Origin of the sequence: Streptomyces sp. GDS52 (assembly GCF_052246875.1) — a bacterium.
Taxonomy (GTDB): Bacteria; Actinomycetota; Actinomycetes; order Streptomycetales; family Streptomycetaceae; genus Streptomyces; species Streptomyces cathayae.
Genome location: NZ_CM125966.1, coordinates 474,923 through 489,198 on the forward strand (window position 1 = coordinate 474,923; position 14,276 = coordinate 489,198).

Sequence of the window (14,276 nt, forward strand, 5' to 3'; positions counted from 1 at the left end):
GGCTCCCGCTCCGTCCCCCCTCCTTCCCTCCTCTCCCCTCCTGCCCGCCGCTCCGCCGCTTCGAAATCGCGTTGACAGCGAATCCGGCCCCTCGTAGCGTTGTCAGCGCTTCTGTTGCCGTCGATCGGAGAAGGACGTTGCTCGTCTGAGGTCCTGAGACACCGCGTCACACCCGTGGGGTGTGCACGTCGCGTGCGACCTCGGCGTACGAGCCGTCCTTGCGGGACAGGGCTTTTCTCATGCCCGGACCCTCCCGCCCGGCCTGTCGTCCCGCGGTGTCTCGATACGCGTTCGCACCCGACCGCATCACGCAACCGCGCGGAGGCCCGTATGACCGCATCCCTCACCTGTACCTCCCTGTCCTTCACCTGGCCCGACGGCACCCCCGTCTTCGAGGGCCTCGACGCCTCCTTCGGTCCCGGCCGGACCGGGCTCATCGGCGTCAACGGGTCAGGAAAATCAACCCTGTTGAAGCTCATCGCCGGTGAACTCCGGCCGGTCGACGGCGCCGTACGCGTCGCCGGCGAGGTGGGCTACCTGCCGCAGAACGTGACGCTCGACACCGCGCTGAGGGTCGACGACGCGCTCGGCATCGCCGCGCAGCGCGCCGCACTGCACGCCATCGAGGCGGGCGACGTGGCCGAGGCGCACTTCGAGACCGTCGGCGACGACTGGGACGTGGAGGAGCGCGCCCTGGCCGCCCTCGGTGAACTCGGTCTCGGACACATCGGGTTGGACCGCACCATCGGCGAGGTCTCGGGCGGCGAGTCGGTGCTGCTGCGGCTGGCCGCGCTGCTGCTGGGCCGGCCCGACGTACTGCTGCTCGACGAACCCACCAACAACCTCGACCTGTACGCACGCAGACGGCTGTACACGGCCGTCGAGGACTGGCCGGGCCTCATGGTCGTGGTCAGCCACGACCGTGAACTCCTGGAACTGGTCGACCAGATCGCCGATCTGCGCTCGGGAGAGGTCACCTGGTACGGCGGCAACTACTCGGCCTACGAGGAGGCGCTCACGACCGAACAGGAGGCGGCCGAACGCATGGTGCGGGTCGCCGAGTCGGATCTGCGCAAGCAGAAGCGCGAACTGGCGGACGCCCAGGTCAAACTGGCCCGCCGCAAGCGGTACGGGCAGAAGATGTGGGACAGCAAGCGCGAACCCAAGATCGTGATGGGCGCCCGCAAGCGCGCGGCACAGGAGTCCGCGGGCAAGCACCGCATCATGCACGAGGAGAAGCTCGCCGGGGCCAAGGAGCGGCTCGACGAGGCGGTGGAGGCCGTACGGGACGACGACGAGATCCGTGTCGACCTGCCGCACACCGCCGTACCACCGGGGCGCACCGTCCTCACCCTCAAGGGTCTGGAACTCGCGTACGGCTCTCGGGTGGAGGGCCACGTCGAGCTGCGGGGCCCCGAGCGGGTCGCGCTGATCGGGCGCAACGGCGCGGGCAAGACGACGCTGCTGCGCACCGTCGCGGGCGAGCTCCCGCCGGTGGCCGGCGAGGCGACGGCCCAGGTCCCGCTGCGGTTCCTGCCGCAACGGCTCGATGTCCTCGACGGCGAACTCAGCGTCGCCGAGAACGTGGCCCGCTTCGCGCCGGGTGCCACCGACAACCGGATCCGGGCGAGGCTCGCCCGCTTCCTGTTCCGGGGTGCCCGCGCCGACCGGAAGGCGCTGACGCTCTCCGGCGGCGAGCGTTTCCGGGCGGCACTGGCCGCGCTGATGCTGGCCGAGCCCGCGCCCCAGCTGCTGATGCTGGACGAGCCGACCAACAACCTCGACATCGCGAGCGTCCGCCAGCTCACCACGGCTCTGGAGTCCTACGAGGGGGCGCTGATCGTGGCCAGTCACGACCTGCCGTTCCTGGAGTCGGTCGGGATCACGCGCTGGCTGCTGCTGGAGGGGGGAGAACTGCGGGAGACCACACCGGACGCCATCGGCTGACCGGCCCGGCCCTCCACCGGCTGGGACCAGGACGGCAGGGAGCAGGACAGCGGGGAGCAGGACGGCCCGGCTGGTCACCGGCGGTGGATCTCATCGCCGCCAGGGGTGGTCCCGACCGGCTTCTCCCTGCATGATGGCTGCGCCGTCATCCGTGGGAGACCGGCCGGCCCACCGCGCCCTCCGCGGCGGTGCCGGACCGCCCCGTCCGATCCGGAGTCACGCTCGTGCCCAGCAAGAAGGCCCTCGTCCGCCGTCCCGGCCCCCGACTGGCCGAAGGGCTGGTGACCCACATCGAGCGGGAGCGCGTCGACGTCGGCCGCGCGGTGGAGCAGTGGGAGGCGTACACCGAGGCACTGCGCGGCCACGGCTGGGAGACGGTCGAGGTGGACCCGGCCGACGACTGCCCCGACTCCGTGTTCGTCGAGGACACGGTCGTCATGTACCGGAACGTGGCCCTGATCGCCCGGTCCGGTGCCGCGTCCCGGCGCGCGGAGACCGCCGGGGTCGAGGAGGCCGTGGCCGCGCTGGGCTGTTCGGTGAACCGGATCCGGGAGCCGGGCACCCTGGACGGCGGGGACGTGCTCAAGATCGGCGACACCGTGTACGTGGGCCGGGGCGGGAGGACCGACGCGGCCGGGATCCAACAGCTCCGGGCGACGTTCGAACCGCTGGGCGCCCGGGTCGTCGCCGTGCCCGTGAGCAAGGTGCTGCATCTGAAGTCGGCGGTGACGGCGCTGCCGGACGGGACGGTGCTCGGCCACCTCCCCAATCTGGACGCGCCGTCGCTGTTCCCCCGTCTCCTGCCGGTGCCGGAGGAGTCCGGTGCGCACGTGGTGCTGCTCGGCGGGGACCGGCTGCTGCTGGCGGCGAGCGCGCCGAGGACCGCGGAGCTGTTCGCGGACCTCGGTTATGCGCCGGTGCCGGTGGACATCGGGGAGTTCGAGAAGCTCGAGGGCTGCGTCACCTGCCTCTCGGTCCGGCTCCGGGACCTGTACGCCTGAGGGGGCCTCCTTCCCCCGTACGGCCCCTGGACGACACGCGGAGCCCCCCCCTGATCTGCGGCCTTTACAGCGCGCTTAACCTACGGTTTCGTAACCTACGGTTTCGTAGCCTACGATCCCGTAAGTTGCCGGCGCCGCCCGCCGACACCCCTTGTCTGTCACGTCCCCCTGGAGTACCCCATGTCGATCACTTCTCCCCACCTCGGCAGCCCGGCCGTGTGGACCGACGCCCGGCTGTTGTACGCACTGGAGGAAGTGGTCGAGAAGGAGCTCAACCGTCACCTGAAGGTCGCCAAGGACTGGATGCCGCACGAGTACGTGCCGTTCAGCGACGCCCGTAACTTCCCCGGCTTCTTCGAGGACGGCGAGGCATGGGAGAAGGAGCAGTCCAAGGTCACCGAGGTCGGCCGGGTCGCCCTGGTGGTGAACCTGCTGACCGAGGACAACCTCCCGAGCTACCACCACGAGATCGCCACGCTGTTCGGCCGGGAGGGCGCCTGGGGCACCTGGGTGCACCGCTGGACCGCGGAGGAGGGCCGGCACGGCATCGTGATGCGGGACTACCTGCTCGCCTCACGGGCGGTGGACCCGGACAAGCTCGAGCAGTTCCGCATGTCCCACATGAGCGAGGGCTTCGAGTCGGACAACCGCCACTCGATGCTGCACTCGATCGCCTACGTCGCGTTCCAGGAGCTGGCCACCCGTGTCTCGCACCGCAACACCGGCCACCACTCCGGTGACCCGGTCTGCGACCGGATGCTGGCCCGCATCGCGACCGACGAGAACCTGCACATGGTCTTCTACCGCAACCTGCTCAAGGCTGCCTTCGAGCTCGCCCCCGACCTCACGATGCAGGCGGTGCGGGACGTCGTCGTGAACTTCCGGATGCCGGGGCACGGCATTCCCGGCTTCGAGCGGGCGGCGGCGCAGATGGCGATCGGCGAGGTCTACAACCTGCGCATCCACCGCGACGACGTGCTCCTGCCGGTGATCCGCCACCTGAAGGTCATGGAGATCGACGGGCTGGGCGCCGAGGGCCTTCAGGCCCAGGAGGAGCTCGGGATGTTCCTCGGCGGTCTGGACTCCGAGGCGGCGAAGTTCGACGAGAAGCTCGCCGCCCGCAAGGCCCGGATGGCGGCGCGCGCGGCCGGCTGACCCCGCACCCCCCGCAGACACCGGCGGGCCGACCCGGGCAGACCGGGCGGCCCGCTGTTCTGTCTAGCGGGACGCACGCCGTAGCTCCAGCCGTTCCTTCTCCGACAGTCCGCCCCAGACACCGAAGCGCATGTCGTGGGTCAGGGCGTAGTCGAGGCAGGTGGCGCGGATGGGGCACAGGGCGCAGATCCGTTTGGCCTCACGCACCGAACTGCCGGGCTCGGGGAAGAAGAAGTCGCCTCCGGTCTGCGCGCACAGGGCCTCTTGCTGCCAGGCGAGTTCGGGCGGCGCGATGGTGTCGATGTGCATGGCCGAAAGCGTGCCGACCATCGAAAAACGTTCGCTCAACGCCGGATCAACGCGCCGCGCCGAGGACCTCCGGCCTCCACCGGCTCCCCTCGCCCACCGCCGACCACCGCACGAACGATGCCCGCACGGATGCCGGAACGCACGGCGGCGCGCGGAGACACGTCACGCGGAGGCGCGGCGTACCAGCGTCGTCGGGAGGACCACACCGGCGGGGTCGCCCCCCGCGGTGTCGTGCGTGCGGGCGGTGCGGTCGAGGCCGCGCAGGAGGAGCCGGGCCATCAGCCGGCCCATCTCCAGGATGTCCTGACGGACCGTGGTCAGCGGGGGGTCGGTCTGCTCGGCGAACGGCAGCATGTCGTCGAAGCCGACCACCGCCACGTCGTCCGGCACCCGCCGCCCGTGCTCGCGCAGCACCCGCAGCGCGCCCGCTGCCGTGAGGTCGTTGGCGGCGAACACCGCGTCCAGGCCGGGGCAGCGCTCCAGGAGTTCCCGCATCGCCCGCTCGCCGCCGGCCACGGTGAAGTCGCCCTCCGCCACGAGCCGCGGGTCGGCGTCGGCCACGGCGTCCCGGAAGCCGTCCAGCCGGTCCACCGCCGAGGTCTGGTCCAGGGCGCCGGTGATGTGCGCGACCCGGCTGCGGCCGAGGCCGAGCAGGTGCCGTACGGCGTCGCGGGCGCCGCCCCGGTTGTCGCTGTCGACGTACACGACGCCGTCCCTGCCGCCGGACCAGCCGGGCCGGCCGCCGAACACCGTCGGGACGCCCGCGCGCTGGATCAGTTCGGGCAGCGGGTCGTCGCGGTGGAGCGAGAACACCAGCGCGCCGTCGACATGGCCGCCGGCCAGGTAGCGGGCGACCCGGGCGTGGTCGGCACGGCCCTCGGTGAGCAGCAGCACGAGCTGGTTGTCGTGGGCCGTCAGCTCCTTGCTGATGCCGCGCAGCTGGCGGGCGAAGAAGGGGTCGGAGAAGACCCGGCTCTCCGGTTCGGCGACGATGACGGCGATGGCGTCGTGGCGGTTGGTCACCAGGCTGCGGGCCGCCTGGTTGGGCACGTAGCCGAGTTCGTCCACCGCCTGCCGCACACGCTCGGCCAGGGGCTCGGTGACGCCGTCGGCGCCGTTGACCACGCGGGAGACGGTGGCCCGCGAGACCCCGGCCCGCGCGGCCACGGCCTCCAGTGTGGGGCGCTGCACTGTCTCGGTCACGTCGGCGGCTCCTCACCTGCGGTTGCGGATCAGGATAGCCCCGGCCGCGGCAGAGGTGAGAGCGCTCTCGCGGGTGCTCCCCGTCAGTGCTCGTGCGCCTCGCCCTCCCCCGCGGACCCGTGGCCGTGCTCGTGCGGGTCGTGGCCGGGGATCGTGCCGTCCGGCTTCTTCACCAGGAACATCCCGGTCATCCCCATGTCGGAGTGGCTCTGCACGTGGCAGTGGTACATCCAGGCACCCGCTCCCACCCCCTCCCCCGCGATGATCTGGAAGCCGAAGGAGTCCGCCGGACCCACGATCTTGTTGTCGATGACCTGGCTCGGGTCGTCGGGGCCGGTGAGCATGCCGGTCCGGTTGTCGGCCCAGCGGTGACCGTGCATGTGGAAGGTGTGGTAGTACTCGCCGTGCGTGATCATGACGATCTCGACACGGTCCCCGACGGTGGCCTCGAAGTCGGGGCCGGTGTGGGCGGGCCTGTTGTTGATCGTCATGTCGTTGAAGACGATCGTGTGCGTCCGGTCCGGCAGGACGTCTCCCTTGCGCCGCACGATCACCGGGCCGTACAGGCCGTTGCGGATGCCGCCGGTTCCGTGTTCCGTGCCGACCACGTGGTCGTGGTAGTGCCAGTAGCCGGCGCTGCCGGACCGCCAGGTGCCGTCCGGGCGCCGTCCGGGCTTGTGGGTGCGCCAGGTGTAGGTGCGGGTGTCACCGGGTGCCACGTCGCTGCGGTTCATCTTGGTGCCGTCGCTGGAGATCTCGTAGTCCAGGCCGTGGACGTGCAGGCTCACCGGCACGTCCATGGTGTTCTCGAACTCGATGTGCAGCGTGTCGCCTTCGTTGAGCTCGATCAGGGGGCCGGGGACGGACGCCTTGCCCTTCTCCAGGCCGTAGCCCATTTTTCCGCCGTCCAGTCGTTCGGCGTACAGCTTGACGCGCTTCACCTCGCCGCCGGCGGGCGCGGTCTTCGCCGGCGTGGCGGCGCCGACCGCCTCGGGCCCCAGAGACATCGATGTCGCGACGACCGCGCCGCCCAGCAGCACCCGCCGGTTGAAGTCGCGTCTTTGCATGCCGAACTCTCCCTGCTCGTAAGGGACTTGATGGTGCGGATCTGTGAGAGACGTGAGCACAACGGCCGTGATATTGCTGTCATGAACCTGTGAAACCGTACCGGCCACCCTCCCGTTCATCCACACTCAGGACAAAGTTCGTTCCATTGCGGCCATAGGTATTGGCGTGTGACGCAAAGAGGTCTAGCTTCCTTGACGCTGTCGCTGCGACCGAGGAGGGGTGGGTGGCCACATGCGGTTCACATCGCATCAAGAACCCATGCGCTTAAAGGGGTTGAGTGCAAGAAGCACAAGAGGCACCAGGAGCACCGGAAGCGTGAGAAGGACCGGAGCGGGGCGAAGGGCGTGGGCGGCGACCGTCACCGCCTCGGTCGTCGCCGCCGGACTGCTGTCGGGTCCCGCCGCCAGCGCGCGCCCGGACGACGACCCGGCTCTGACAACGATGTCGATCAAGTCGCCTCCGGGCGGCGCGGACGTACGGGTGCTGCTCTTCCACGGTTCCGCCGCGGGCGGTGACGAGTCACCGGTGGTGAACGCCGGGATCGAGGCGATCGAGAGGATCGGGCTGTCCGGCCCGGCGAACCAGCGGTTCGAGGTCACCGCGACGGACGACGCCTCGGTCTTCACCAACGACAGGAGGCTGGGCCGCTTCAACGCGATCGTGTTCCTCACCGGCGGCGGGGACGTCCTCGACCCGGCCCAGGAGGCGGGCCTGGAGGCCTACATGGAGGCCGGCGGCGGGTTCGTCGGCATTCACGACGCGGCCCGTGCGGAGCCGTACTCGGACTGGTTCACCGGTCTCATCGGCGCCCGTCCGGCCGCGTCCGGCCCGGCCGGTGTCCAGCGCGCGACCGTCGAGGTCGGTGACCGGCGGCACCCGGCGACCAAGAGCCTGCCGCAGGAGTGGAAGCGGCCCGACAAGTGGCTGAACTGGACGAAGAACCCGTCCGGCGAGGTGCACACCGTGGCCAGGGTCCGCGAGTCGACCTACCAGCCCGGAGCGAGCGCCAACGGCGCCGACCACCCGGTGAGCTGGTGCCGTGACTACGACGGCGGCCGGTCCTTCTACACCGGGATGGGCGGCACGGTGTCGTCGTACGACGAGACCGAGTTCCGTGACCATCTGCGCGGCGCCCTGCTGTGGACCACACGGCTCGTCCAGGCGGACTGCAAGGCGACGATCAACAAGAACTACGCGGCGGAGCGGCTCACCCGGCCCAACCAGCCGGGCCAGAACGACCAGATCGGCGAGCCGCACGGACTGGTCACCGCCCCCGACGGCCGCGTCTTCTACATCGGCCGCGGCGGCGCCGACTCCTCCCAGCCGGTGATCACCGACTGGAACGATCCCGACATCGGCAAGGGCAGGGGCGAGATCCACGTCTACGACCCCGAGACCGGGAAGGTCACCCTGGCCGGCGCGCTCACCGTCTTCGGGAACAAGGGCGGCGGCGACGAACTGGTCAAGGTCGAGGAGGGGCTGCTCGGCATCGAGCTGGACCCGGAGTTCGAGCGGAACGGATGGGTGTATCTGCACTACACCCCCCACTCGGAGATCGACCGCGTCAAGCGCATGGCCGACCGGCGGGTCTCCCGCTTCACGTTCGACGAGTCCACCGGCAGACTGGACCTGCGCAGCGAGAAGGTGCTGCTCGACTGGCCGGTGCAGATCCACAGCTGCTGCCATGCGGGCGGCGGGCTGGCCTGGGACTCCGAGGACAACCTGTACATCGCCACCGGTGACAACAACTCCAGTGGCTTCAGCAGTGGTTACTCGGGCAACAACCCCGAGCCGAACTTCAAGGGCGTCTCCTTCGCGGACGCGCGCCGTACATCCGGCAACACCAACAACCTCAACGGCAAGATCCTGCGCATCCACCCGGAGCCGGACGGCACGTACACCCTCCCCGAGGGCAATCTGTTCACCGGTGAGGAGACCGCGGAGGGCGGCGGCAAGACGCGCGGCGAGATCTACGTGATGGGGGTGCGCAACCCGGCGCGCATCTTCGTCGACCCGGTGACCGACGTGCTCTACGCCGGCTGGGTCGGCCCGGACGCGGGGCAGCCGTCGACGACCTGGGGCCCGGCCAAGTACGACACCTTCGCCGCGATCACCGAGGCGTCCAACCGCGGCTGGCCGTACTGCATGGGCAACAAGCAGCCCTACCGGGACCGCAATCTGCCCGATCCGTCCCAGCCGCTGGGCTGGTACGACTGCGACCGCCCGAAGAACGAGTCGCCGAACAACGACGGCCTGGTCAACCTGCCGCCGGTGACCGGCAACAACATCTGGTACTCGCCGCAGGGCGGCGGCCCGGACTTCCCCCGGGACACGAACGGCGTCCCCTCCTACAAGCAGGACGAGGCCACCTACAGGCTGCCCTGGCTCAAGGGCGGCGGGCAGGCCGCGATGAACGGGCCCGTCTACCGCTTCGACGGGGCGAGCGACAGTGACACCAAATGGCCGGCCTACTGGGACGGCAAGTGGTTCGTCGGCGACTTCTACGACGCCGACCAGCCGCGCAACGCGGTGCTCATGAACCCGAAGACGCAGGGCGACGGCGGGCTGCCGGTGCACTCGGAGTCCCTGAAGAAGATCGTGCCGGTCGGGAACGACGGCATCAAGAACCTGATGGACTGGAAGTTCGGTCCGGACGGCGCGCTGTACGTCCTCGACTACGGCCGCGGCTTCTTCACCTCGGACGCCAAGTCCGCGCTGTGGCGGGTCACCTACACGGGCGGCGGCCCGACCCCGGCCGTCGGCCGGCTGGCGAGGGGAACCGAGTGATACGGCAACGCAGAATCTGGGCCGCCCTGCTGGCCGCCCTGCTCATGATGTTCGGCCTGCAGACCGTCTCCGCGGCCGACGACACCGAGGCCCCCGGGGCCGAGGCGGCGGAACAGGTGCTCACCTGGACCGCGGGCAACGACATCGACAAGTACCTCTCGGCACCGGCGACCGCGGTGGCCGGACCGGCGACGATCGTCTTCGAGAACAGCGTGGCCACCGGCAACACCACCGGCATGCCGCACACGTTGACGTTCGTCACCTCGGACCCCGAGTTCAACGACGACGTCCAGCTCAATATCCTGGCCAACCCCAACGACGCCCAGAAAGGCCGGTACACCGCCGAGGTCACGCTCACCCCGGGCCGCTACTTCTACCACTGCACGATCCCCGGCCACGGCCAGATGCAGGGCATCCTGGTGGTGACCGAGGGCAGCGGTGAGGACACCACGGCGCCCGAGGCGACCGCCAAGGTGACCGGCACGCAGAACGCCGAGGGCGCCTACGTCGGTTCGGCGAGTGTCGCCGTCACGGCGACCGACGCGGGTTCGGGCGTCGACCGGATCGAGTACGCGATCGGCGCCGACGGCGCCTGGCAGCCGTACACCGCGCCGGTCGTCGTCGACCAGGTCGGTACGCACACGGTGCGCTACCGCGCCCTGGACAAGGCGGGCAACGTCTCGGCGGAGCAGAGCGTCGGGTTCACCGTCGTCGCCCCGCCGACGGACGACACCACCGCACCGGAGACCTCGGCGACGGTCGCCGGGCAGAAGAACGCCGACGGCGCGTACATCGACATGGCGACCGTCACCGTCACCGCCTCCGACACGGGCTCCGGCGTCAACACCATCGAGTACGCGATCGGTTCCGGCGCCTGGCAGGTCTACACCGGCCCGGTGATGGTGCACCAGGTGGGCACGCACACCGTGCGTTACCGCGCCACGGACAAGGCGGGCAACGCGGCGGCCGAGAAGAGCGTCGCGTTCACCGTCGTCTCCGCGCCCCCGCAGGACACCACCCCGCCGGTGACCGGCGTGACCGTCGAGGGTTCGAAGAACTCCGCCGGGGCGTACGTCGGCAGCGCGAAGGTGACCGTCAGCGCCACCGACGGGCACGGTTCCGGTGTCGCCGGCATCGAGTACTCGCTCGACGGCGGGCCCTACCTGGCGTACACGGCGCCCGTGGTCGTCGACCGGGCGGGCAGGCACACCCTGGCGTACCGGGCGAGCGACAAGGCGGGCAACACCTCCGCCCCGCTCACGGTGAGCTTCACGGTCGTGTCGGGCCAGGTTCCCCCGCCCCCCTGCCCGGAGTTCGACGAGCGGCCGACGGTGTTCGTCGGCGAGGTCGACTCGGGTGTGCCCAACCGGGTCACCGACAACCGGTGCCGGGTCGGCGAGCTGATCGAGGACGAGAAGGAGTGGACGTCCCACGCGCTGTTCCTGAAGCACGTCAGGGGCGTGCTGGACAAGCTCGAGAAGGAAGGGGTCGTCGACCGGCGGGAGTACCGGGCGATCGACCGGGCGGCCCGTCAGTCCGGGATCGGCACGCCGGGCCAGACCGAGGGCTACCGCACGATCCTCGACGGCAGTGCGGACTCGCTCGCCAAGTGGCAGCAGGTGGGCGGGGGTTCGTTCGGGCTGAACCCGGACGGGTCGATCACCTCCGGCACCACCAGGGCCGGACTCGGCATGCTGTGGTTCCCCGAGCGCAAGTACGGCGACTTCTCGCTGAAGCTGCAGTGGCGGGACGACGCGCCGGGCACCGGCAACGCCAACTCCGGTGTGTTCGTGCGGTTCCCGCAGGTGCACGACCATCCGGAGGAGACGCGGCCGGAGTGGGTCGCCATCAAGTACGGGCACGAGGTGCAGGTGTTCGACTCCCCCGTCGGCGACATGTACAAGACGGGCTCGGTCTACGGCTTCGACCGGGTGGGCCTGGCCGGTGCGGGCGTGACGCAGAAGGGCACCTGGAACGACTACGAGATCCGCGTGGTGGACCAGCACTACTCGGTCTACCGCAACGGTGTGCTGATCAACGAGTTCGACAACACCGGCGGGCAGGACTTCACCCCGCCGCGCTCGGACGACCCGGGCACGGACGGGCGGCGGTTCGCCTCCGGCTACGTCGGACTCCAGGTCCACGGCACCACCGACGTGGTCTCGTACCGGGACGTCCGGATCAAGGAACTGCCGTGACACGGCACTGACCGGAAACCGGCCGGCAGGGGGCCGGGAAGCCGCGGACCCGCGGCTTCCCGGCCCCCTGCCCTGCCGCCCAAACCTCACGGCTGCATGAGCACCTTGACCGCGCCGTCCTGCTTGTGCTGGAACATCTCGTAGGCCCGGGGCGCGTCCGACAGCGGTACGCGGTGGGTGGCGAAGTCCTCGACGCCGAGGGGGTCGTCGTCCGTGAGGTGGGGGATGATCTCGTCGCTCCAGCGGCGTACGTTCGCCTGCCCCATGCGCATCTGGATCTGCTTGTCGAACAGGGTGAGCATGGGCATCGGGTCGGCCATGCCGCCGTAGACGCCGGTGATCGAGATGGTGCCGCCGCGCCGCACGAGCTCGATCGCGGTGTGGAGGGCGGCGAGCCGGTCCACGCTGAGGCGTTCCGCCAGGGGACCGCTCAGTTTGCGGGGGAGCAGCGCGGAGGCGTTCTGCACCATGCGGGCCGCCGCGCTGCCGTGCGCCTCGGTGCCCACGGCGTCGATCACGGCGTCGGGACCGCGGCCGTCGGTCCGGTCGCGGATGGCGGTGACGAGTTCCTTCTCGTCGTCGAAGGAGCGCAGGTCGAAGGTCTCCACGCCCCGGTCGCGCGCCCGGCGCAGGCGTTCCGGGACCAGGTCCACCCCGAAGACCTGGCCGGCTCCCCTGAGCCGGGCGATCCTGCAGGCCATGTCGCCGATGGGGCCGAGACCGAGCACGGCGATGCTGCCGCCCTTCGGGACCTCGGCGTAGGCGACCGCCTGCCAGGCGGTGGGCAGCACGTCGGAGAGGTAGACGAACCGGTCGTCGGGCGGCCCCTGGGGGACCTTGATGGGGCCGAACTGGGCCTGCGGGACCCGCAGGTACTCGGCCTGGCCGCCCGGTACCGCGCCGTAGAGGCGGGTGTAGCCGAACAGGGCCGCGCCCATGCCCTCGGCGCTGACCTGAGTGGTCTCGCACTGGGTGGGCAGGCCGGTGAGGCACATCCAGCAGTTGCCGCAGGCGATCTGGAACGGCACCACGACCCGGTCGCCGGCCTGGAGGTCCGGCACGGCGGCGCCGACCTCCTCGACGATGCCCATCGGCTCGTGGCCGAGGATGTCGCCCGGGGTCATGAACGGGGTGAGCACCTCGTACAGATGCAGGTCGGAGCCGCACAGGCCGGTGGAGGTGATCCGGATGACGGCGTCCGTGGGTTCCTCGATCCGGGGATCGGGCACGTTCTCCACCCTCACGTCCCGCTTTCCCTGCCAGGTCACTGCCCTCATCGCCGCCCGCTCCCTTCGTGGTGGCCGGTGTGCCGTTGCCGCTGTGCCTCTTCGCGGCTTCCTCGCGGCTTCCTCGTGCGGGGCCCGGGTACCCGAGCGGTCCGTGCCGAACCGCGCCGCTGGGCCGATCGGCGGAAGCCACCGTGCGGGACCACCGCTGATCAGCGATGGCCATCGACGATCAAAAAAGCGCACAATCAAGACAACTGATGATTCAGGGCGGGCAGGGTGGCGACGGTGGGCATGGGACGAGGAACGCGCGCACGACGTGCGGCACGTACGCGGCGCACGACACGCACACGGGGCACGGCAACGGCGAGAGCACTGCTGACGGTGTTCCTGGCGGCCGGCCTGGCGGCCGGCTGCACGGCCTCCGGCAGCCCGGACGACGACGGCCGCGGAGAGTCCTGGCCGTCGCCGCTCGAGCCGCGGCCGGAGGGGGCCGGCGGCTCTCAGGTGCTCGCCGTGAAGCTCGACAACACTCCCGCGGCCCGGCCGCAGACCGGCCTGGACGCGGCGGACGTGGTGTACGTCGAGCAGGTCGAGGGCGGGCTGAGCAGGCTGATGGCGGTCTACGCCACCCGGCTGCCCGAGTCCGTGGGGCCGGTGCGCAGCGCCCGGGAGGCCGATCTGGAGCTGCTGCGCCAGTTCGACCGGCCGATCCTGGCGTTCTCCGGGGCGCAGAGCAGACTGCTGCCACTGATCGGCGAGGCTCCGCTGGAGGCCCTGACCCCGGGGACGCCCGGCTCCGAGGCGGGTGTCTACAGTCGGGCCACCGACCGGTCCTCCCCGCACAACCTCTATCTCCACCCCCGGCGGCTCCTGGACGACCCGCCCGGGCCCTCCGCGCTGACCACCGGCTTCCACCGCGGTCCGCCGCCCCCGGACGGCACACCCGAGGCCACGCACACGGTGCGCTATCCGGCGGCCCGCTTCGCCTTCACCTGGTCCGACGCCCGCGACCGCTGGCTGGTCTCGATGGACGGCGATCCCGCGGTCACCCCGCGGGGCGAGCGGCTGGCGCCCGCGACCGTCGTCGTGCAGTACGTGACCGTCCGCCCCTCCGACTACCGCGACTACCTCGGCAACAACACTCCGTACACCGAGACGGTGGGCTCCGGGGAGGCCACCGTGCTGCGCGACGGGCGCGCCCACGAGGTCCGCTGGAGCAGGCCGGACGCCACGGACGGCACCTCGTTCACGACGGACGACGGCGCTCCGGTGAACTTCGCGCGGGGGCAGGTGTGGGTGGTCTACGCGAAGGCCCCCTGATCAGCGCGGGGCCGTCACCCGGCGTCGCGACCGCGGCGCGGCGTCACCGCGCCACCGCG

General features: G+C 70.8%; 10 protein-coding genes. 6 read left to right on the plus strand and 4 right to left on the minus strand.

The genetic code is table 11. The annotated features are described in order from the left end of the window. Window positions 1–330: 330 nt before the first annotated feature. From ACTWJ9_RS02350 to ACTWJ9_RS02360, 3 genes are all read left to right on the plus strand, one after another. Complete coding sequence (locus ACTWJ9_RS02350) at window positions 331–1,947, plus strand: ABC-F family ATP-binding cassette domain-containing protein (RefSeq protein ID WP_387039567.1); 1,617 nt, start codon at window positions 331–333, stop codon at window positions 1,945–1,947. 224 nt (window positions 1,948–2,171) lie between these two features. After that, window positions 2,172–2,948, plus strand: a complete 777-nt coding sequence (gene ddaH / locus ACTWJ9_RS02355) for a dimethylargininase (protein WP_387039569.1) — start codon at window positions 2,172–2,174, stop codon at window positions 2,946–2,948. A 180-nt stretch (window positions 2,949–3,128) separates the two neighbouring features. After that, window positions 3,129–4,103, plus strand: coding sequence for an acyl-ACP desaturase (locus tag ACTWJ9_RS02360; RefSeq protein WP_279332371.1), 975 nt, complete (start codon window positions 3,129–3,131; stop codon window positions 4,101–4,103). Window positions 4,104–4,166: 63 nt separating this feature from the next. Here the strand turns inward: ACTWJ9_RS02360 and ACTWJ9_RS02365 are convergent, their stop codons facing one another. The 3 genes from ACTWJ9_RS02365 to ACTWJ9_RS02375 all read right to left on the minus strand — a co-directional run bounded on the left by ACTWJ9_RS02365 (window position 4,167) and on the right by ACTWJ9_RS02375 (window position 6,682). Further along, a complete protein-coding gene (locus tag ACTWJ9_RS02365; protein ID WP_279332372.1) occupies window positions 4,167–4,412 on the minus strand; it encodes a WhiB family transcriptional regulator in 246 nt (81 codons plus the stop codon). Between the two features lie 162 nt (window positions 4,413–4,574). Next, window positions 4,575–5,615 (minus strand): LacI family DNA-binding transcriptional regulator, encoded by a 1,041-nt coding sequence (locus tag ACTWJ9_RS02370; protein ID WP_387039572.1) that lies wholly within the window; start codon window positions 5,613–5,615, stop codon window positions 4,575–4,577. Window positions 5,616–5,698: 83 nt separating this feature from the next. Next, window positions 5,699–6,682 carry a multicopper oxidase domain-containing protein gene (locus ACTWJ9_RS02375; RefSeq protein ID WP_387039574.1) on the minus strand — a complete coding sequence of 328 codons (984 nt, stop codon included), beginning with the start codon at window positions 6,680–6,682 and terminating at the stop codon, window positions 5,699–5,701. Between the two features lie 259 nt (window positions 6,683–6,941). On the opposite strand from ACTWJ9_RS02375, the gene ACTWJ9_RS02380 reads away from it, so the two are divergent. Continuing rightward, entirely contained in the window at window positions 6,942–9,470 is a 2,529-nt protein-coding gene (locus tag ACTWJ9_RS02380; protein ID WP_387039576.1) for a ThuA domain-containing protein, read from the plus strand. A 44-nt stretch (window positions 9,471–9,514) separates the two neighbouring features. Further along, on the plus strand, window positions 9,515–11,668 hold the full coding sequence (locus tag ACTWJ9_RS02385) for an OmpL47-type beta-barrel domain-containing protein (RefSeq protein ID WP_387039578.1): 2,154 nt from the start codon (window positions 9,515–9,517) through the stop codon (window positions 11,666–11,668). A gap of 86 nt (window positions 11,669–11,754) precedes the next feature. Here ACTWJ9_RS02385 and ACTWJ9_RS02390 read toward each other — a convergent pair whose 3' ends face one another. Beyond that, entirely contained in the window at window positions 11,755–12,945 is a 1,191-nt protein-coding gene (locus ACTWJ9_RS02390; RefSeq protein ID WP_387035301.1) for a zinc-dependent alcohol dehydrogenase, read from the minus strand. A 243-nt stretch (window positions 12,946–13,188) separates the two neighbouring features. Between ACTWJ9_RS02390 and ACTWJ9_RS02395 the strand changes: the two genes are divergently transcribed. Beyond that, entirely contained in the window at window positions 13,189–14,217 is a 1,029-nt protein-coding gene (locus ACTWJ9_RS02395; protein ID WP_443295095.1) for a DUF3048 domain-containing protein, read from the plus strand. Window positions 14,218–14,276 lie beyond the last annotated feature (59 nt).

Coding starts and splice junctions, on each gene's coding strand:
- ACTWJ9_RS02350 (WP_387039567.1), top strand. CDS start 331: ATGACCGCATCCCTCACCTGTACCTCCCTGTCCTTCACCTGGCCCGAC.
- ACTWJ9_RS02360 (WP_279332371.1), top strand. CDS start 3,129: ATGTCGATCACTTCTCCCCACCTCGGCAGCCCGGCCGTGTGGACCGAC.
- ACTWJ9_RS02365 (WP_279332372.1), bottom strand. CDS start 4,412: ATGCACATCGACACCATCGCGCCGCCCGAACTCGCCTGGCAGCAAGAG.
- ACTWJ9_RS02375 (WP_387039574.1), bottom strand. CDS start 6,682: ATGCAAAGACGCGACTTCAACCGGCGGGTGCTGCTGGGCGGCGCGGTC.
- ACTWJ9_RS02380 (WP_387039576.1), top strand. CDS start 6,942: ATGCGCTTAAAGGGGTTGAGTGCAAGAAGCACAAGAGGCACCAGGAGC.
- ACTWJ9_RS02385 (WP_387039578.1), top strand. CDS start 9,515: ATGATGTTCGGCCTGCAGACCGTCTCCGCGGCCGACGACACCGAGGCC.
- ACTWJ9_RS02390 (WP_387035301.1), bottom strand. CDS start 12,945: ATGAGGGCAGTGACCTGGCAGGGAAAGCGGGACGTGAGGGTGGAGAAC.
- ACTWJ9_RS02395 (WP_443295095.1), top strand. CDS start 13,189: ATGGGACGAGGAACGCGCGCACGACGTGCGGCACGTACGCGGCGCACG.